The organism is Streptomyces sp. NBC_00659, from assembly GCF_036226925.1.
Lineage (GTDB): Bacteria > Actinomycetota > Actinomycetes > Streptomycetales > Streptomycetaceae > Streptomyces.
Map to the genome: position 1 here is coordinate 6,500,512 of NZ_CP109031.1, position 19,722 is coordinate 6,520,233.

12 protein-coding genes are annotated in these 19,722 nt (G+C 72.2%); 3 read left to right on the forward strand and 9 right to left on the reverse strand.

Going from position 1 to position 19,722, the window contains the following annotated elements; all coding sequences use genetic code 11:
* Positions 1-191: 191 nt before the first annotated feature.
* Positions 192-1,418, reverse strand: a complete 1,227-nt coding sequence (locus OG410_RS28535; RefSeq protein ID WP_329301728.1) for a S8 family peptidase — start codon at positions 1,416-1,418, stop codon at positions 192-194.
* 349 nt (positions 1,419-1,767) lie between these two features.
* Here OG410_RS28535 and OG410_RS28540 point away from each other — a divergent pair, with 349 nt between their 5' ends.
* Entirely contained in the window at positions 1,768-4,386 is a 2,619-nt protein-coding gene (locus OG410_RS28540; protein ID WP_329301729.1) for a glycosyltransferase family 1 protein, read from the forward strand.
* A gap of 31 nt (positions 4,387-4,417) precedes the next feature.
* Here OG410_RS28540 and OG410_RS28545 read toward each other — a convergent pair whose 3' ends face one another.
* The 4 genes from OG410_RS28545 to OG410_RS28560 form a co-directional block, all read right to left on the reverse strand.
* Positions 4,418-5,152 carry a thioredoxin domain-containing protein gene (locus OG410_RS28545; protein WP_329301730.1) on the reverse strand — a complete coding sequence of 245 codons (735 nt, stop codon included), beginning with the start codon at positions 5,150-5,152 and terminating at the stop codon, positions 4,418-4,420.
* A gap of 216 nt (positions 5,153-5,368) precedes the next feature.
* Positions 5,369-5,872, reverse strand: coding sequence for a DUF1990 family protein (locus OG410_RS28550; RefSeq protein WP_329301731.1), 504 nt, complete (start codon positions 5,870-5,872; stop codon positions 5,369-5,371).
* 70 nt (positions 5,873-5,942) lie between these two features.
* Positions 5,943-7,607, reverse strand: coding sequence for a M4 family metallopeptidase (locus tag OG410_RS28555; RefSeq protein WP_329301732.1), 1,665 nt, complete (start codon positions 7,605-7,607; stop codon positions 5,943-5,945).
* A gap of 308 nt (positions 7,608-7,915) precedes the next feature.
* Complete coding sequence (locus OG410_RS28560) at positions 7,916-9,961, reverse strand: M4 family metallopeptidase (RefSeq protein ID WP_329301733.1); 2,046 nt, start codon at positions 9,959-9,961, stop codon at positions 7,916-7,918.
* 566 nt (positions 9,962-10,527) lie between these two features.
* Between OG410_RS28560 and OG410_RS28565 the strand changes: the two genes are divergently transcribed.
* A complete protein-coding gene (locus OG410_RS28565) occupies positions 10,528-11,328 on the forward strand; it encodes a TNT domain-containing protein (protein ID WP_329301734.1) in 801 nt (266 codons plus the stop codon).
* Between the two features lie 89 nt (positions 11,329-11,417).
* On the forward strand, positions 11,418-11,837 hold the full coding sequence (locus tag OG410_RS28570) for a hypothetical protein (RefSeq protein WP_329301735.1): 420 nt from the start codon (positions 11,418-11,420) through the stop codon (positions 11,835-11,837).
* A 135-nt stretch (positions 11,838-11,972) separates the two neighbouring features.
* On the opposite strand, the gene OG410_RS28575 is transcribed toward OG410_RS28570, so the two are convergent.
* From OG410_RS28575 to OG410_RS28590, 4 genes are read right to left on the reverse strand one after another with little or no spacing between them, the layout of a single operon-like run.
* Entirely contained in the window at positions 11,973-13,730 is a 1,758-nt protein-coding gene (locus OG410_RS28575; protein ID WP_329301736.1) for an ABC transporter ATP-binding protein, read from the reverse strand.
* On the reverse strand, positions 13,727-15,499 hold the full coding sequence (locus OG410_RS28580; protein ID WP_329301737.1) for an ABC transporter ATP-binding protein: 1,773 nt from the start codon (positions 15,497-15,499) through the stop codon (positions 13,727-13,729). The genes OG410_RS28575 and OG410_RS28580 overlap by 4 nt, the downstream gene beginning before the upstream one ends.
* Positions 15,500-15,546: 47 nt before the next feature.
* Positions 15,547-17,619 (reverse strand): ABC transporter ATP-binding protein, encoded by a 2,073-nt coding sequence (locus tag OG410_RS28585; protein WP_329301738.1) that lies wholly within the window; start codon positions 17,617-17,619, stop codon positions 15,547-15,549.
* A complete protein-coding gene (locus tag OG410_RS28590) occupies positions 17,616-19,508 on the reverse strand; it encodes an ABC transporter ATP-binding protein (protein WP_329301739.1) in 1,893 nt (630 codons plus the stop codon). The genes OG410_RS28585 and OG410_RS28590 overlap by 4 nt, the downstream gene beginning before the upstream one ends.
* Between the last annotated feature and the right edge of the window lie 214 nt (positions 19,509-19,722).

Below are 19,722 nucleotides of genomic sequence, written 5' to 3' on the forward strand. Positions count from 1 at the left end.
GCGGATGAGGTGTGGGGAGGTGGGGCCTGCGGGCGTACCGGAGGAGCCTTCCCACCCTATGCGGGTGGGCATTCCGGCACTTTGTTAACTACTCACGCGTATGTCTACACACAAGACCGGCCTCGTCCCGGGCAGGCGAGGCCGGTGCGGTGTGGCTGAATCACCCTGGTTGTACCAGCGCCCCACCAGGCTCATCCGACACGCAGGAGCCTGTTCGGCGAACCCGGTCCCGCGCCCGACACCTTTCCCGGGACCGCCCGTCTCACCAGCGCCTTCACCACCTGCGCGGGCGCGGCCCGGGGATGGTCCGCCAGATACAGCGCGGCCGCGCCGGCGGCGTGCGGGCTCGCCATCGACGTACCGGAGCCCGTGGCTCCCGCCCTGTCGCCGGTGTACGAAGTCGACGTGATGTCCACCCCCGGTGCGAAGAGGTCGAGCGAGGACCCGGTGTTCGAGAAGCCCGCCCGCGCGTCGGTCCGGCCGGTCGCGCCGACCGTGAGCGCCCCGGCGACCCGGGCCGGGGAGAAGAGCGAGGCCGGCATCCCGGAGTTGCCGGCCGCGACCGTGTACGTCACGCCGGAGGCGATGGAGTTGCGGACGGCCGCGTCGAGCTGGGCGTTGGCGTACCCGCCCAGGCTGAGATTGGCCACGGCCGGCTTCCTCGCGTGCCGGGTGACCCAGTCGATGCCCGCGATCACCTGGGCGGTGGAACCGGCCCCCCTGTCGTCGAGGACGCGGACGGCGACGACCCTGGCCCTCTTGGCCACGCCGTACCCGGTTCCGGCGACCGTTCCGGCGACATGGGTGCCGTGGCCGTTGCCGTCCTGCGCCGTCCCGTCGTCGTCGACGAAGTCCCAGCCGTAGCTCGCCCGGCCCCCGAAGTCCCGGTGCGTGATGCGGACGCCGGTGTCGATGACGTAGACGGTCACCCCCGAACCCGCCGACGCGGGTGCCGTGTACCGCCCGTCGAGCGGCCGGCCCGCCTGGTCGATCCGGTCCAGGCCCCACGACGGCGGGTTCCGCTGAACACGGCCGGATGCCGCACCGGCCACCCGGACCCCGTCGAACGTCACCCGCGTGTCCTGGACGACGGAGGCCACGCGGGGATCCGCGGCGAGCCGCCGGGCCCGTCTCGCGTCGGCCCGCACGGCGAAGCCGTTGAGAGCCGCGCCGTAGGTATGGCTGATTCTCGCTCCGTACCGCCCCGCGACGGCCGCTCCGGCCGACGACGGAGCCCGCGTACCCCCCTTGAGCGTCACGATGTAGCTGCCGCTGACGGATCCGGTCTCCCCCACGCCGGATATCCGCCCCGCCGGAGCCGCCTGCGCGGGCGGGGCATTGGCCGAAAGCACCGCGGCCGTCGTGACCGCGGTGAGACCCGCCGCCCAGCGCAGACGCCACTTCCTCGTCCGTGCCATGACCTGAGTTCCCCTCCTCAACTCGACGTACCTAGGGCCTGTCCGCCAGGCCCCAGGCCGGGTCCGGCCGCTCGGGACGGGGTCCGGCCGTACGCCACCCGGTGAGCCTCTCGTGCGGCGCGAAGCGCCACAAGACCGCCCATGCGGGCGGAATCGGCCAACCCGGCGGTGAGGTGTTCGTGAAGGTTGCGTCGATTTCACGCCGATGTCACACGGTCGGCCCCGATCGGGGGCCGTGCCGCGATGCGCCGTGTCGCGAAGGCACCCTCACCGCTAACGTCGTGGTGACGAAGGCCGCACAACGCCGTGCGTCCCTTAGCCGCGTACGTCCTCCGTGAAGGTGGAATTCGTGAAGGCGATCCGCAGATTCACCGTCCGACCCGTTCTCCCCGAAGCCCTTCACCCGCTCAGTGACCTGGCCCGCAACCTCCGCTGGTCCTGGCACGCCGAGACCCGCGACCTCTTCCGGTCCGTCGACCCCGAGCGCTGGGCCGAGTGCGGCGGCGACCCCGTACGACTGCTCGGCAGCGTGCCGGGCGGACGGCTCGCGGAGCTCACCGAGGACAGCCGCTTCCTGCGCCGTCTCGCCGCGGTCCGCGACGACCTGCGCGAGTACGTCGGCGGCGACCGCTGGTACCAGACGCAGACCTCCGACCTGCCCGCCGCCATCGCCTACTTCTCGCCCGAGTTCGGCGTCACCGCCGCCCTGCCGCAGTACTCCGGGGGCCTCGGCATCCTCGCGGGCGACCATCTCAAGGCCGCCAGCGACCTGGGCGTCCCGCTGATCGGCGTGGGCCTGCTCTACCGGCACGGCTACTTCCGCCAGTCCCTGTCCCGCGAGGGCTGGCAGCAGGAGCACTATCCGGTCCTCGACCCCAACGAACTGCCTCTGGTGCCCCTGAGCGAGGAGGACGGCACGCCCGCCCTGGTGTCCCTCGCGCTGCCCGGCGGCCGCGCGCTGCGCGCCCGGATCTGGCTGGCCCAGGTCGGCCGCGTCCCGCTGCTCATGCTCGACTCCGACGTCGAGGAGAACGGCGTCGGCGAACGCGGGGTCACCGACCGGCTCTACGGCGGCGGCAGCGAACACCGGCTGCTCCAGGAGATGCTGCTCGGTATAGGAGGTGTGCGGGCGGTCCGGACGTACTGCCGCCTGACCGGGCACGCGCAGCCCGAGGTGTTTCACACCAACGAGGGGCACGCCGGGTTCCTCGGTCTGGAGCGGATCGCCGAACTCGCCGACGAGGGGCTGGACTTCGCGTCCGCGCTGGAGGCGGTCAGGGCCGGCACGGTGTTCACCACCCACACCCCGGTGCCCGCCGGCATCGACCGCTTCGACCGGGAGGCGGTCGCCCGCCACTTCGGCCCCGACGCCGAACTCCCGCGCATCGACGTCCAGCGCATCCTCGCCCTCGGCATGGAGACCTATCCCGGAGGCGAGCCGAACCTCTTCAACATGGCCGTGATGGGCCTGCGTCTGGGCCAGCGGGCGAACGGGGTCTCCCTGCTGCACGGCCAGGTCAGCCGGGAGATGTTCTCCGGGCTCTGGCCGGGCTTCGACCCCGAGGAGGTGCCGATCACCTCCGTCACCAACGGCGTCCACGCGCCGACCTGGGTGGCGCCCGAGGTCTTCCGCCTCGGCGCCCGGCAGGTCGGCGCGCAGCGCACCGAGGACGCGCTGACCGTCGGCGGCACCGACCGCTGGGACGCGGTGGCCGAGATCGCCGACCAGGAGATCTGGGACCTGCGCAGGGTGCTGCGGGAACAGCTCGTGCTGGAGGTACGGGACCGGCTGCGGGCGTCCTGGCGCCAGCGCGGCGCCGGAACGGCCGAACTCGGCTGGATCGACGGCGTGCTCGACCCCGACGTCCTCACCATCGGCTTCGCGCGCCGGGTCCCCTCGTACAAACGGCTGACCCTCATGCTGCGCGACCGCGACCGGCTCATGGACCTGATGCTGCACTCCGAGCGGCCGGTCCAGATCGTCGTCGCGGGCAAGGCTCACCCCGCGGACGACGGCGGGAAGCGGCTGATCCAGGAACTCGTCCGGTTCGCGGACGACCCCCGGGTGCGCCACCGGATCGTCTTCCTGCCCGACTACGGCATGGCGATGGCGCAGAAGCTCTACCCGGGCTGCGACATCTGGCTCAACAACCCGCTGCGCCCGCTGGAGGCGTGCGGCACGAGCGGGATGAAGGCCGCGCTCAACGGCTGTCTCAACCTCTCCGTCCTGGACGGCTGGTGGGACGAGTGGTTCCAGCCCGACTTCGGCTGGGCGATCCCGACCGCGGACGGCACCGCGACCGACGACGACCGCCGGGACGAGCTGGAGGCCGGGGCCCTGTACGACCTCCTGGAGCAGCGGGTGGCCCCCCGCTTCTACGAGCGCGGACAGGAGGGTCTGCCCGACCGGTGGATCGAGATGGTCCGCCGGACGCTCACCCACCTCGGCCCGAAGGTCTTGGCGGGCCGGATGGTGCGCGAGTACGTGGAGCGCCTGTACGTCCCCGCGGCCCAGGCCCACCGTTCCCTCACCGCCGAGACGGCCGGCGAGCTGGCCGCCTGGAAGTCGCGGGTCCGCGCCGCCTGGCCGGGGATCACCGTCGATCACGTCGAGGCGTCCTCGGCCACCACGACCGCCGAACTGGGCACCACGTTGTCGCTGCGCGTCCGCGTCGGACTCGGCGACCTCGCCCCCGACGACGTGGAGGTCCAGGCGGTCGCGGGCCGGGTCGACGGGGACGACCGCATCGCGGACGCGGTCTGCGTCCCGCTGAAACCGGCCGGCGGCCCCGACCTGGAGGGCCGCTGGGCGTACGAGGGCCCGCTGTCCCTCGACCGCACGGGCTCCTTCGGCTACACGGTCCGGATCCTGCCGTCCCACCGCCTGCTGGCCTCCGGCGCGGAACTTGGCCTGGTGGCGGTGCCCTCGGAGGAGATGGGGGAGGGGGCGGGGGTGTTGCTGCGGTAGGCCGGGGCCGGGCTCCGGGGAGGCCGGGGTGTCACCGCTTCGCCGCGGCGGCCTCGATCTCCTCGGTGAACTGCCGGGCGCCGACGGGCTTGCCGTTGTCGTCGAGCACCGTGATGTCCCGGCCGCCGGCCTTCACCGCCGGGGTGCCGGTGACGTCGCTGTCGTAGAAGGTTTCACCTACCTTGTCGGCCCAGACGAGGTAGGTGCCTTCCTTGACGGCCTTGTTGAAGGCGTGCGTGCGCAGACCGGGCACCTTCCCGGCGATCTTCAGCAGTTCGGCGGTGCTGCCGAAGGTGTCCGTGGTCTCCTCCCTCGGCTGGGCGTCGTACAGGGCGGTGTGGAACTGCTTGAACAGGGCGGGGCTCTCGTTCAGGGCCGCTCCGAGCGCGGCGAGCGCGGTCCGGGAGCCCTTCCCGTCGAGGCGCTTGTCGAGGAAGGTGGCCATATGGAACTCGACCTTCACTTCGCCGGAGTCGGCGAGGGAGGTGAGGGTCGAGCCCAGGTCGCGCTCGAAGCTCGCGCAGTAGGGGCAGCGGAGGTCCTCGTAGACGCTGACGGTGATCGGGGCGCTCGCCTTCCCGTACGTGATCAGCGTGCCGTCGTCCCCGGTGGTGTGCGCCGGGACGACGAGCGTCGCCGCCCCCGAGGTACCCGGCGCGGAGTCGCCGTCGGCGGCGAGCCCGATGCCGACACCGGCGGTGAGCGCGAGCGCGGTGGCGGCGGCACCGATCACCAGGGCACGGTGTGAGGTCTTGCTGACAGGCATGGGCGTCCCTTGTCGCGAGGGGGAGGGTGGGCCGGTGGCGCCGGTCCCGACGCTACGACGGCGCACCACCCCTCCGGAACGGCCCTCCGGCCGTGATCGGCAGGGCCTTCGGACCCGTTCACGCAGCCGGAGGTCCCGCCCGCGAGGGGACCTTTCCTCCTTTGCCCGCCAGGCCGCCGGGGGTGCCGGTGGCGGGGACGGCCGGGCGGAAGGGCTTCAGACCTGGTTGTACGGTGCGCACAGCCGGCGCAGCACCGCCCCGCAGCGCCGTGCGTACGCGTGCTGCAGTTGCCGGGTCGCCGCCCCGCCCGCGCGGGCGTACCACTTGGCCGCGCGGCTGAAGGCAGTGATCGTCAGCCAGACGGTGCCGTCGCCGGTGCGGGAGACGATGAACGCTTCCTCGCCGCACTCGGGATGGCCGGAAAGCGTTCCGTAGGCCCAGGCGGTGCGCCGGTATTCCTCGGCGGTCCAGACGACGCGGCAGGGGGCCTTGATCGGGCCGATACCGACCGTGACGTCGACGCCCGGTGCCGCCTTGCCGGCCTCGGTGACCATGCGGATCCCCATGGCCCGGTGCAGTTCCCAGGTCATCAGGGCTTCGGACGCCCGCCGGAAGACGGCCTCGCCCTCGCCTATCCGGAAGCGGACGTGCAGTCGGTGGAAACCCGGGGGGCAGCGGTCCTCGCGGGTCGCGCCCACGTCCTCGTACGTGTAGGGCATGGGGGCAAGAGTAAGGCGGCACCCGGCGCTGTCCTGTGCCGGGTGCCGCCTCGGTTCGATTACGTTCGTACTAGCTGACGTTGACCCCGGTCCAGGCCGCCGCCACCGCGTTGTACTCGGTGCTGCCGGAGCCGTACAGCGACGTCGCCGCCGACAGCGTGGCCGTACGGGCTGCCTTGTAGTTCGTCGTCGACGTCATGTACGTCGTCAGCGCCTTGTACCAGATCTGCAGGGCCTTGGCCCGGCCGATGCCGGTGACCGTCGTGCCGCTGTAGGTCGAGGAGCTGTAGCTGACTCCGTTGATCGTCTTCGAACCGCTGCCCTCCGAGAGGAGGTAGAAGAAGTGGTTCGCGACGCCGGACGAGTAGTGCACGTCCTTGCTGCCGACCGAGGACGACCAGTAGTCCGCGGAGCCGCCGTCCTTGCTGGGCTTGTCCATGTAGCGCAGCGGGGTGCCGTTCCCGTTGATGTTGATCTTCTCGCCGATGAGGTAGTCGCCCACGTCGGAGGAGTTCGCCGCGGCGAACTCGACGCCCGTGCCGAAGATGTCGGAGGTCGCCTCGTTCAGGCCGCCGGACTCACCGGAGTAGTTCAGGCCCGCGGTGTTGGCGGTGACGCCGTGGCTCATCTCGTGGCCGGCCACGTCCAGCGAGGTCAGCGGGTGCGTGTTGCTGGTGCCGTCGCCGTACGTCATGCAGAAGCAGCTGTCGTCCCAGAACGCGTTGACGTACGCGCTGCCGTAGTGGACCCGGGAGTAGGCCGCGACGCCGTTGTTCTTGATGCCGCTGCGGCCGAAGGTGTTCTTGTAGAAGTCCCAGGTCGCCTGGGCGCCGTAGGCGGCGTCGGCGGCCGCGGTCTGGTCCGTGGTGGAGCTGGAGGCCGCGCCGGTGCCCCAGACGTCGTCCGCGTCGGTGAACAGCGTGCCCGCGGAGGAGGACGTGGTGTGCGACTTGTTGTACGTCTTGTGGCTGCCGCGGGTGCTGTCGGTCAGGCTGTACGTCGAGCCCGACAGGGTCGTGTTGAGGGTCACCGTGCCCGAGTAGAGGGTCTTGCCGGTGCCGGTCTCGATGCCCTGGTACTCGTAGAGCTTCTTGCCGGTGGCGGCGTCGGTGATGACGTGCAGCTCGTTGGGGGTGCCGTCGTCCTGGAAGCCGCCGACGACGGTCTCGTAGGCGAGGGTCGGCTTGCCGGTGGCGGCCCAGATGACCTTGCGGGGGGCCTGGTCGGCGGCGGTCTTGGCCGAGCCGGCGTCCTTGGCGGCGGTCAGCGCCTGCTTCTCGGCCTTGGCGGTGGTGACGAGCGGCTTGAGCGAGGCGACCTTGATGGACGTCTTCGTCGCCTTCGTCACGCCCTCGGTCTTGCCCGCCTTGGTCTCGTGGACGACGAGGTCGCCACCGAGGACCGGAAGTCCGTTGTACGTGCGCTCGTAGCGGGTGTGGACCGTGCCGTCGGCGTCCTTGAGGACGTCTCTGACGACCAGCTGCTCCTTGGCGCCGAGGCCTATGCGCTGGGCCGTCTCGACCTTGGAGGCGTCGGCCTTCTGGATGAGCGCGGTGCGTGCGGATGCGGAGAGAAGGAGGGGCGAACCGGCGAGGGGGGTGGTCTTGCCGGTGGGGAGTGCCGCGGTTTGGGCGGCGGCACCGGTGGTCAGACCGGTGGCGAGCAGGGCTCCGGCGGCGACAGCGGTGGCGATGGCCAGAGAGGTGCGCTTGTGACGCGCGTAGAGGGGGGTCACGCAAACTCCTTCAAGTGGGGGCGTCCGACGGCGTGGGGGCCGAAGAAACGGTTGGGAAGTTGCGGTGCGAGTGAGCCGTGCGGGGTGAAGCGTGCCATCCCAGGCGCGTACATGTCAGGAGCCCATAAGGACCTTGGCCGAAAATCGTCGATCAGGTGAACAGTTGGGTGATCGACTGCCGGGACGGCCGCCGCCAAGGACGGGTCAACCCAAACCCCTGTCCGGGCAAAGGAGGGCGCCGCCCCGGGGAGTCGAACCTCCGGGGCGGCGCCCTGGCGCGCTGCTCGCGTGCGGACTTCCGCCGCGGCCTACGGGAAGGTGAGCTTCCAGCTGTTGATGTAGCCGGTGTCCTGGGCCGCCTGGTCCTGGACCTTCAGTTTCCAGGTGCCGTTGGCGACTTCGGAGGACGCGTTGACCGTGTAGGTCGCGTTCACGTTGTCCGCCGAGTCGGACGAGCTGAAGTTCTTCAGGCGGTACGTCGAGCCGTCGGGGGCGACCAGATCGATCACCAGGTCACCGCGCCAGGTGTGCACGATGTCCACGGCCACCGCGAGGTTCGACGGGGCGTTGCCGGTACGGCCGCTGACCGTGACCGAGGAGGTGACCGCCGCGCCGTTGTCCGGAATCGATACGTCGGCCGTGTTCTCGAACGACGTACCGCCACCGCCGCCACCGCCGGGACGCGTCCCGACGTTCACGGCCGCCCAGGCGTTCTGCACCGCGGTGTACTCGGCGCTCGTCGTGCCGTACAGCTCACCCGTCGCCGCGAGCGTGCCGGTGCGGGCCGCCGCGTAGTTGGTGGTCGAGGTGAACTTGGTGGTGAGCGAGCGGTACCAGATCGCCAGCGCCTTGTCGCGGCCGATGCCGGTGACCGGAAGCCCGTCGGAGGTGGGCGAGTTGTAGCTGACGCCGTTGATGACCTTGGCGCCGCTGCCCTCGCTCAGCAGGTAGAAGAAGTGGTTGGCGACACCCGACGAGTAGTGCACGTCGACGTTGCCGACCCCCGAGTACCAGGAGTCCTTGGAGCCGCCGTCCTTGCTCGGCTTGTCCATGTAGCGCAGCGGGGTGCCGTCGCCGTTGATGTCGATCTTCTCGCCTATGAGGTAGTCGCCCACGTCGGTCGAGTTGTTGGCGTAGAACTCCACGCCGGTGCCGAAGATGTCGGACGTCGCCTCGTTCAGACCGCCGGACTCGCCCGAGTAGTTGAGCCCCGCGGTGTTGGAGGTGACGCCGTGGCTCATCTCGTGGCCCGCGACGTCCAGCGCGGTCAGCGGGTCGGCGTTCCCGGAGCCGTCGCCGTAGGTCATGCAGAAGCAGCCGTCGTCCCAGAACGCGTTCACGTACGAATTGCCGTAGTGCACGCGGGAGTAGGCGCCGACGCCGTTGTTCTTGATGCCGCTGCGGCCGAACGTGTTCTTGTAGAAGTCCCACGTCTCGGCGGCGCCGTAGTGCGCGTCGGCGCCGGCCGTGGCGGCGTTCGACGTGGTGCCGTTGCCCCAGGTGTCGCTCGTCTGCGAGAACAGCGTGCCGGTGCCCGACGTCCCGTGGTTCAGGTTGTACGTCTTGTGGGCGCCGCGCGCACCGTCGTTCAGCGTGTAGGTGGAGCCCGACTGTGTGGTCGTCAGGGTCACCTGGCCGCTGTACTGGGTGTTGCCGATACCGGTCTCGATGCCCTGGTACTCGTAGAGCTTCTTGCCGGTGGCCGCGTCGGTGATGACGTGCAGCTCGTTGGGGGTGCCGTCGTCCTGGAGGCCGCCGACGACGGTCTCGTAGGCGAGGGTGGGCTTGCCGGTGGCGGCCCAGATGACCTTGCGGGGGGCCTGGTCGGCGGCGGTCTTGGCCGAGCCGGCGTCCTTGGCGGCGGTCAGCGCCTGCTTCTCCGCCGTTGCGGCGGCGACCGCGGGCTTGAGGGTGGCGACCTTCAGGGACGCCTTCGTCGCCTTGTAGATGTGCCCGGTCTTCCCGGACTTGGAGGTGTCGACGACCAGGTCGCCGCCGAGGACCGGCAGTCCCTCGTACGTCCGCTCGTAGCGGGTGTGGACGGTGCCGTCGGCGTCCTTCATGACGTCACGGGCGACGAGGTTCTCACCGGAGCCGAGACCCAGGTCCCGGGCGGTCGTGGCCTTGGCCGCGTCGGCGTCGCGTATCAGCTCGGCGCGCTGTGACGCGGTGAGCTTCATGGAGACGGCGCCCGGGTTGACCCTGCCGGCCCGGGGGGCCTGCTCGGGGGAGGCGCTCGCGGCGCCCGACTGGACGGCCGCGGCCAGCAGGGCGGTGACGCCGACGAGGGCGACACCGGCGACTCGGCGCTTGGTGATGTGGGAGGTGCGTCTGTGGGGAGAACTGCTGCTCAACACTGACTCCTTCTGCATGGCCGCGGGTCGCGCGGCCAGGGGAGACCGGACGATGGAGTACCCCGTCCGGGCAGAACTGGGCGTTACGCGGAACCAGGTGCATGGGGTCGTACGGCACAACACAGCGGGGTTTGCTGTGAGGTTGCTGTGAAGTTGCCGAGGGAAGAGTGGCAGGAGATAACCCTTTCTGTCAGGACCGCGTCACGAAAATGGCCGGAAACGGTTCGTTGTCCGGTTAGTCATGTTCGGTATACGGACTGTCCTTCGGGTATTCGTCTCGGGGTGACGGCGTGACGGCGTGACGCTGCTTCGGTGTGACGGTGTTTCGGCCAACGCCTCGGATGCCCCCGGCGCGAGACTCCAGCCCGGCGGCGCGTACCGCCAGATGACCGGCCCGCCGTCAGCAACGGAATGAAGCCCAGACCCTTTCGGGGGCTTTCCGGCACGTCCGCTCGCCCGCCTCCCGCCGCTGCGGTTTGAGTGATCCCCGACATTCCGGTCCGTACCCGGCGTCTTCGACCGGGCGAGGCGGTGCGATCCGGACAGGTACACCCGCAGGAGGTTTGGTGAGAAGGTCACATTGGTGTGCGAGCCTGGCGGCGCTGGGAGGCCTGACCGGCTCTCTCATGCTCGGCGCCTCCCTCCCGTCCGCGGCGGCCGCCCATCCCGGCGACAGCCGTACGGCCGGCACCGTCCACGCCCTGTCCGCCACCCCGGGGCCGAAGCCGGCCCCCGGGCACGTGAAGCCGGCGGACGGGGGCGGCTCCGACCCCTCGCGCGTGTGCCGGGGGCTCGTGCCGGATCCCGTCCCGCCGAGGCTGCAACGCCTCTTCTTCTGCGGTGACTGGCGGCTGGGCCCCCGCCGGCTGCCGACCAGGGGCGCGCTGGGGAACATCCTCGACCGCTACGAACGCCTCGGCCGTCTCACCGCCGTGAAGTTCCTCGACAAGTGGTGGGACCCCACCGCCGACTCGGGCCAGGGCGACTGGCGTTACCCGCCGGACGACGGCTACACCCACCGGAACGGGACGGTGCTCGCCACCCCGCTGGTGCTCCACGCCGGCCTCAGGCTCGACCGCTTCGGCAGCGAGGCGGGCCGCTTCCTCGCCCCGGAGGGCACCAAGTACGGCAAGCGTGTCATCCCGCCGTCGAGCCTCAACACCATGGACCCGCGGTACCCGTACAACTACCACACCTACCGGCTGGCCAAGGATGTGACGGTCTGCGCGGGCAAGACCGCCCCCGGGTTCGAGCAGCCCGGCCTCGGCACCCAGTACGTGACGTCGAGCCGGTTCTGCCCGGACATCCCCCGCACCACGGTGGCGGACCTCGTGAGCAACGGCACGCTGGTGCGCACCAACGACTGACCCGCCCCCCTCACGGGGGCACACGTACGCGCGCGGAAGCCGGTCCAGGCGACGACCGGGCCGGCTCCGCCCGGGGGAAGGCCGAGCGCATGGACCGGTTCGCGTTGTGCCGGGCCCTCGAAGAGGCCGGGGTCCCCGCCACGTCGTACGAGATCGCGGACTGCCCCGGCCGCCACCGCGCGGCCGACCGCTACTTCCTCGACGGTCACGACGGGGACTGGACCGTGGGCGTCCACGAGCGGGGGACCCGCCAGGTCTTCGAGCGGTTCGCCGACGAGGGCGAGGCCTGCCGGTGGATCCACGACCGGCTCCTCGGCGGGGAACCGTCCCCCACGCACCCCGCGCCCGCGCCCGGAGAGCCGGCCGGTCCGGGGCCCGACCCCGAGGCCCTGCGACGACAGGCCGACGACGAACTCGAAGCGGCCCTCACCGAGCTGCGCCGCCGGGCGGCCGGGACGCCCGGCCGTGAGCACCCCGGAAAGCCCGCGGAGGGAGACGGCCCCGCGTAGGGGTGCCGGGCGCAGGGGGTCCGGCGGGAACGGCCGGACAGACCCCGCCGCGCACCGGCCCGTCCGCCGTGGGACGGACCGGCACGGGAGGGAGCGTGGGACGGACCGGCACGGGAGGGAGCGCGGGGGCGCGGATCAGCCGGGCGAGGGGCTCCCGTCCCCGTGCCACGAGTGCCACAGTGCCGCGTACGGCCCGTCGGCCGCCACCAGTTCGTCGTGCGTGCCCAGTTCGGTCAGCCGGCCGTCCTCCATCACCGCCACCCGGTCGGCGTCATGGGCGGTGTGCAGCCGGTGGGCGATCGCGATGACGGTGCGGCCCTCCAGCACGGTGGCCAGCGCACGCTCCGTGTGCCGGGCGGTCGTCGGATCGAGGAGCGCCGTGGCCTCGTCGAGGATCAAGGTGTGCGGGTCCGCGAGCACCACCCGGGCCAGTGCCAGCTGCTGGGCCCGTGAGCCGTCGACGCGCAGGGCCTCGGGCCCCAGTTCGGTGTCCAGCCCGTCGGGGAGCTCCCCGGCCCAGTCGTCGGCGCCGACGGCCGCGAGTGCCGCCCACAACTCCGCGTCGCCGGCGCCCGGTTCGGCGATGAGCAGGTTGTCACGGACCGTGCCGAGGAACACATGGTGCTCCTGGGTGACGAGGACGACGTGCCGGCGCAGCTGCTCCGGGTCGAGGTCGACGACCGGCACCCGCCCGACGGTCACCGTCCCGCTGCCCGGAGCGTCGACCCCCGCCAGCAGCCTGCTCAGCGTGGTCTTCCCGGCGCCCGAGGGGCCCACGACGGCCAGCCGTTCCCCGGGCCGCACCGTCAGATCGACCCCGCGCAGCACCTCGCCGCCACCGTCGTACGCGTACCGCACGCCGGTGACGTCGATCCGGTCGTCCACCGGTACGGGGGAGCCCGCCGGCACCGTGCGCGGCGCCCCGGCGAGACCCTCGACGCGGGCGAACGAGGCGCCGCTGCTCTGCAGTTGCTCGACCTGGTTCAGGATCTGGTCGAGCGGGTCGGCGAGCCGGTGCAGATACAGCGTCGCGGCGACCACGGTGCCGAGGCTCAGCGTGCCCCGGGCGTGCAGCGCGCCGCCCACCAGGAGGACGGCGACGACCGGCACGATGTACGAGATGTCCACCGCCGGGAAGAACACGCTGCGCAGGAACAGGGTCCGCATCCGCGTCACCCGGGAGACCTCCAGCGCGTCCCGGCTCGCCCGGATCCGGGTCTCGCGCAGCCCGAACGCCTCCACCGTGCGGGCGCCGGACGCCGTGGCCGCGAGGATCTCGGCGACCTCCGAGGTGGCGGCCTCCTGGGCGAGATAGTCGGCGCGCGCCCGGCGCAGATACCAGCGCAGCGCGAACACGATCCCGGCCAGTCCGAGCACCCCGCAGGCGCCGAGCAGCGGGTCGATGGCGAAGACGGCGACGAGGACGAACAGCGCCTGCGCGCCGGAGATCAGCAGCTGGGGTCCCGCGTCGCGCAGGGTGTTGCCCACCACCGTGACGTCGCCGGTGCCGCGTGCCGTCAGATCCCCGGTGCCCGCGCGTTCCACGACCGACGCGGGCAGCGTCAAAGTCCGCTCCACGAACTCCTCCCGCACCCGCGCGAGGGTCCGCTCGCCGAAGCGGTACGCCACGTACCCGGCCCAGCGCGACAGCAGCAGCTGGACCAGCGAGGCCACGAGGATGACGAACGCCGGCCCGTCCACCGCCTCGACACCCGCGCCGTCACGTACGTCGTCGATCATCCGCCCGAGCAGCCAGGGGCCGGCCAGTCCTGCGCCCGCGGCCAGCGCGTTGAGCGCGAGCACGGCGGCGAACACCCGTCCGTCCGCCCGGATCAGCCGTAGCGCCGCCCGCCGCACCTCGGCGCGCCCCGCCACCGGCAGCCGGCCCGTCACAGCACGACCTCCTCGTCCACGCCCGCCATCGGATCCGCGTCCCCTTCCTCACCCGTACCCGCGTCCTCGTCCGGCTCCGTGTCACGGGCCACCAGCGACCGGTATCCCGGCTGGCTCCGCAGGAGTTCGCGGTGGGTGCCGGTGGCCGCCGCCTTGCCGTCGACGAGGAAGCAGACGGTGTCCGCGTGGTCCAGTACGAGCGGTGACGTGCTGGTCACGAGGGTCGTACGGCCCGAGCGGGCGGCGCGCAGCCGGGCGGCGACCTTGGCCTCGGTGTGGGCGTCGAGCGCCGAGGTCGGCTCCAGGGCGAGCAGCACCTCGGGATCCGCGAGGAGCGCGCGTACGAGCCGGACCCGCTGCCGCTGCCCGCCGGACAGGTTCCGGCCCTGCGCGTCGACGGCCGCGTCGAGGCCGCCCGGCAGCCCGAGGACGATGTCGTCGGCGGCGGCCGCGCGCACGGCCCGGTCGACGGTCTCCGCGTCGGCGTCCCGGCGTCCCAGGACCAGGTCGCGCAGGACGCCCGCGAACAGGTCGGCCTCGTGTTCGGCCACCAGGATCCGGTCGCGCACCTGGGGCAGCGCGACCTGGTCGAGCCGTAGGCCGCCCCAGGTCACGTCCGAGGCGGCGTACCGGCCGAGCCGGTCGACCACGGCCGCGGACTGGTCGGGGCGGGCTCCGGCCAGCACGGTCAGCCGTCCCGGGACCACCCGGACCCCGGACTCCGGATCGTGCAGAGCGGCCGGGAACTCCGGGGCGTCGAGCGCGTCCGGGGGAGAGGCGACGGGCTCCAGGGACAGGAACCTGACGACGCGCCGGGCGGCGACCACACCCCGGGAGAGTTCGTAGCCGCAGTCGATGAAGAAGTACACCGGCAGGACGAGGACCGCGACATAGCCGTACACCGACACCAACTGGCCGATGGTGATGTCTCCCTGGGCGGCCAGCCGGGCCGCGAGCCAGGTCACCGCGGCCAGCAGGACGGACGGCAGCCCCACGCCGAGCGCCTGGATCCAGCTCGTCACCGCGCCGACCCGGTACCCCTGTTCACGCAGCTTCCGCGCGTCACGGCGGAACGCGTCCGCGAACAGCCCCTTGCCGCCGAGGCCGTTCAGGACGCGCAGACCGCCCGCGAGATCGCCGATGCGCGCGGTCAGGACGGCCTGGTGTTCCCGGTACCCCGTCTCGGTCCCCTGGAGGCGGAGCGTCAACGGCCCGACGAGCACGGCCGTCAGCGGAACCCCGAGCAGGAGCACCGCCGACAACTGCACCGAGACCGGCAGCAGCAGCGCGGCCACGACGCCGTAGGTGACGACCGCGGCCAGACCGGGTCCGACGACGGTCAGCGATCTGCCGATCGTGTCCACATCGCGCACGCCGACCGTGATGATCTCCCCCGTGCCGATCTGCCGCGACAGGGCCGCGCCGAGCCGGGCCGCGTGTTCGACCACGAGTTTGACCGTACGGAAGTTGGCGTCCATCCGGACCTGGGTCATCGTGCGGTGGCGTACGACACCCAGACCGGCGTTGAACACTCCGGTACCGAGCACGGCGGCCGTCCAGCCCGCCAGCGCCGCCCCGTCGCGCGGCTCCAGTCCGTCGTCGATCGCCCGGGACAGCAGATACGGCGTCAGTGCCAAGAGTCCCATCCACACGGTGGAGACCGCCGCGCCGGTGACCGACCGGTGTGTCTGCCGGGTGACCAGCCACCACAGGAACCGCCAGCCGCCCCGGCGGTCCGGTGTCCCCGGCGCCGCGTACGTGTCGATCATCGTGCTTCGTCCGCCCCTTCGTCCGCCCTCTTCCCGACCGTCCGCCACTACACGAGGCTGTCGCGCCATGCCCGGTGCAGGTCCGCGAACCGGCCCGTGCCCGCGACGAGTCCGTCGGGTGTGCCGTCCTCGACGACCCGCCCGTGCTCCATCACCAGCACCCGGTCGGCGATCGCCACCGTCGACAGCCGGTGCGCGATGACCACCGCCGTACGTCCCCGCAGGACCGTCGACATGGCGCGCTGCACGGCCCGTTCACCCGGGATGTCCAGGGAGCTGGTCGCCTCGTCGAGGATCAGGACGGCCGGGTCGGCGAGCAGGGCCCGCGCGAAGGCCACGAGTTGACGCTGGCCCGCGGAGATCCGGCCGCCGCGCTTGCGTACGTCCGTGTCGTAGCCGTCGGGCAGGGCGCTGATGAAGTCGTGCGCGCCGATCGCCTTCGCCGCCTGCTCGATCTCCTCGCGGGACGCCTCGGGGCGGCCGATCGCGATGTTCTCGGCGACCGTGCCCGAGAACAGGAACGCCTCCTGGGTCACCATCACCACCCCGCGCCGCAGTTCGGGCACCGGCAGCTCGCGCAGATCGACGCCGTCGAGCAGGACCCGGCCCTCGGTGGGGTCGTAGAACCGGGCCAGGAGTTTGGCCAGCGTCGACTTGCCGGCGCCGGTCGAGCCGACCACGGCCACCGTCTGTCCGGCGGGCAGCGTGAGCGAGAAGGAGGGCAGGACCTCTCCGCCCGTGCGGTACGCGAAGCGGACCTCGTCGAACACGACCTCGCGGCCGGGGTGTTCGGAGGCGAGGGCGGGCAGCTGCCGGGGCACGGACGGCTCCGGCACGGACGGCGTCTGGGCCAGCAGACCGGCGATCTTCTCCAGCGAGGCCGCGGCGGACTGGTAGGAGTTCAGGAACATGCCGAGGCGGTCGATGGGGTCGTAGAGCCGGCGCAGGTAGAGGACCGCCGCGGCGAGCACACCGAGCGCCAGCGAACCCGACGCCACCCGGTGGGCGCCCCACAGCACGATGCCCGCGACCGCCGTGTTGGCGACGAGCCGGGAGCCCACGACATAGCGGGCCATCTCCAGCAGGGCGTCGCCGTTCGTCCTCTCGTGGCGCCGGTTGAGCACCCCGAACTCGGCCTCGTTGGCGGCCTCCCGGCGGAACGCGCGCACCGGCCGGATGCCGTTCATCGTCTCCGCGAACTTCACGATCACCGCGGCGATCGTCGTCGAACGGACGGCGAAGATCCGGCCCGCGCGGCGCTGGTAGCGGCGGATCAGCAGATACAGCGGCACGAAGGAGACCACCGCGACCGCGCCCAGTCCGACGTCCAGCCAGAGCAGCATCGCCGAGATGTAGACGAAGGACAGGATGACGGTGACGAGCTCCTGGAGCCCCTCGCTGAGCAGTTCGCGCAGCGACTCGACGTCCGTCGTGGAGCGGGAGATCAGCCGGCCCGAGGTGTAGCGCTCGTGGAAGTCGATGCTGAGCGCCTGGGCGTGCCGGAAGATCCGGCCGCGCAGATCGAGCAGCACGTCCTGGTTGACCCGGGCCGAGGCGATGATGAAGGCGTACTGGAGTCCGCCGGAGGCCGCCGCACACAGCAGGTAGGCGACGCCCACGGCGATCAGCGGCCCGTGGTCGTCCTGCCGGAAGGCCGGTACGGCACGGTCGATGGCGTACGCCACCAGCAGCGGGCCCACCTGCACGGCGGCCTGCTGGAGCAGCAGCAGAACAGTGGTCACGGCGACCCGGGCCCGGAGCGGGGCGAGCAGCGAGCGCAGCAGCGTCGCGGTCGCGCCCGGGGGAGTGGGCAGGGTGTCGTGGTCGAAGGCGTCCTCGTACGGCTCGGGTTCCGGGGCCGCCCGGCCCCTTCGGCGCGGACCGCCCGGTCCGTCGTCCGTGCCGGTGCCGGTGCCGGTGCCGGTGCCGGTGCCGGTGCCGCTGTCGGCGTCGGCGTCGGTGTCGGTGTGGGTGCCGCTGCCGGTTCCGTCGTCCCGGCCCGCGTCCGGTCCGCCGCTTCGGCCGCTGTCCGGTCCCTCGCCGGGACCCGTTCCGGTTCCTCCGCCCGGTTCCTCGTTCGGTTCCTTGTCCGGTGCGGTGGTCGTGGGCGCCGCCGTCATCGGCCGTCCTCCTCTGCACCCGACATCAGGTGGGCGTATTCGGCATGGGTGCGCAGCAGTTCGTGGTGGGTGCCGACCGCCGCGATCCGGCCGTCGGAGATCAGGGCCACCCGGTCGGCCAGCAGGACCGTGGACGGGCGGTGCGCCACGATCAGCGCGGTCGTCTCCGCCAGCACCCGGCGCAGCGCGGCCTCGACCGCCGCCTCGGTGTGCACGTCCAGCGCCGACAGCGGGTCGTCGAGCACGAGGAAGCGGGGCCGGCCGACCACCGCGCGGGCCAGCGCGAGGCGCTGCCGCTGCCCGCCGGAGAGGCTGAGGCCCTGTTCGCCGACCTGCGTCCCCGTGCCCTGGGGCAGCGTGTGCGCGAAGTCGGCCTGCGCGACGGCGAGGGCACGGTCCAGCTCCGCGCGGCCGGCGGTCCCGGGGGCGCCCATCAGGACGTTCTCGCCGACCGTGGCCGAGAAGAGGGTGGGTTCCTCGAAGGCGACGGCGACGAGTTCGCGCAGCTCCTCGCGGGGCATCCCGGTGATGTCCCGGCCGTCCAGGGTGATCCGGCCGGAGGTCACCTCGTGCAGGCGGGGGACGAGCGCGGTGAGGGTGGTCTTGCCGGTGCCGGTGGCGCCGACGAGCGCCATGCTCTCGCCGGGGCGGACGTGCAGGTCGATGCGGGCCAGCACCGGGGGTGCGTCCGCGGGGGCGTCGGGATAGCGGAACTCGACGCCGTGGAACCGCAGTCCGCCCTCGCCGTCGGCCGCGCGGGAGCCTTGCCCGGCCGGTTCGCCGGCGTCCCGCGCGGCCGTGGCGTCGCTGTCACTGGCGGCCCCGGCCGTGGATTCCCGCGCTTTCACCGGTCCGGTCACGGGGGCCTGCGCGGCCGTGCCGTCCGACTCCGGCGTCGCGTTCATGACCTCGAAGTACCGCTCCGTGGCCGTCCCGGCCTCCTGGCTCATCGCGAGGAGGAAGCCGATCGAGTCGACGGGCCAGCGCAGGGCGAGCGCGGTCGACAGGAACGCGACCAGCGTGCCGGCGGAGAGACGGCCGTCGGCGACCTGGACCGTGCCGAGGACGAGGGCGGCGCCGATGGCGAACTCGGGCAGGGTGACGATGACGCCCCAGATGGAGGCGAGCAGCCGGGCCTTGACCAGCTCCGTGCCGCGCAGGGTCCGGGACAGCTCGCGGAACGCGCGCGCCTGGCTGCGATGGCGCCCGAACCCCTTGATGATCCGGATGCCGAGCACACTCTCCTCGACCACCGTCGTCAGGTCGCCGACCTGGTCCTGCGCCCGCCGCGCCACCTCCGAGTAGCGCCGCTCGAAGAACCAGCAGACGATCATGACGGGGACGGCGGGGGCGAGCAGCACCAGTCCGAGGGTCCATTGCTGGGCCAGCATGATGGCGATGCCCGCGGTGATCGTCACGCCGTTCACCAGCAGGAAGGTCAGCGGGAACGCCAGGAACATGCGGACCAGCATCAGATCGGTGGTCGCCCGGGAGAGGAGCTGGCCCGACGCCCAGCGGTCGTGGAAGGCGACCGGCAGGCGCTGCAGATGCCGGTACAGATCGGCCCGCATCGCCGCCTCGACACTGGCCAGCGGGCGGGCCACCAGCCATCGGCGCAGCCCGAACAGAACGGCCTCGGCGATGCCGAGCAGCAGCAGATACAGCGCCCCGAGCCAGACACCCGCCGGGTCGTGCCCGGCGACCGGGCCGTCCACCATCCACTTCAGGATCAGCGGGAACACGAGCGCGAGACAGGACGCGACGACGGCGACGAACGCCGCGCCGAACAGCCGCGTCCGCACCGGGCGTACATACGGCCACAGGCGCAGCAGGCTGCGTACGGTCGAACGGTCGGGGTGGTCCGCGGCGGCTGCATCGGATGTGGTCATCATGAGCGAGCCTACGTTTCACCACTGACAGTGCCCACCGAGTTTTTGGGCGCACCTGAATCGTTCGAAACGCTCCCCGGGCGGGCGGGCGGGCGTCCGGCCGGTCGTACCGCCGCGTCGGCCGATCGGCTGATGTCACCTCGGGAGGGCGCCCGCCCCCGGCCCGCACCCCGAGGGGCCATGCCCTCAGCCCGCACCCCGAGGGGCCGCGGCC

Excerpts from the sequence above, each read along its gene's own strand:
- OG410_RS28590 (WP_329301739.1), bottom strand. The coding sequence starts at position 19,508 with ATGACCACATCCGATGCAGCCGCCGCGGACCACCCCGACCGTTCGACC.
- OG410_RS28545 (WP_329301730.1), bottom strand. The coding sequence starts at position 5,152 with ATGCCTGTCAGCAAGACCTCACACCGTGCCCTGGTGATCGGTGCCGCC.
- OG410_RS28580 (WP_329301737.1), bottom strand. The coding sequence starts at position 15,499 with ATGATCGACACGTACGCGGCGCCGGGGACACCGGACCGCCGGGGCGGC.
- OG410_RS28550 (WP_329301731.1), bottom strand. The coding sequence starts at position 5,872 with ATGCCCTACACGTACGAGGACGTGGGCGCGACCCGCGAGGACCGCTGC.
- OG410_RS28570 (WP_329301735.1), top strand. The coding sequence starts at position 11,418 with ATGGACCGGTTCGCGTTGTGCCGGGCCCTCGAAGAGGCCGGGGTCCCC.
- OG410_RS28585 (WP_329301738.1), bottom strand. The coding sequence starts at position 17,619 with ATGACGGCGGCGCCCACGACCACCGCACCGGACAAGGAACCGAACGAG.
- OG410_RS28535 (WP_329301728.1), bottom strand. The coding sequence starts at position 1,418 with ATGGCACGGACGAGGAAGTGGCGTCTGCGCTGGGCGGCGGGTCTCACC.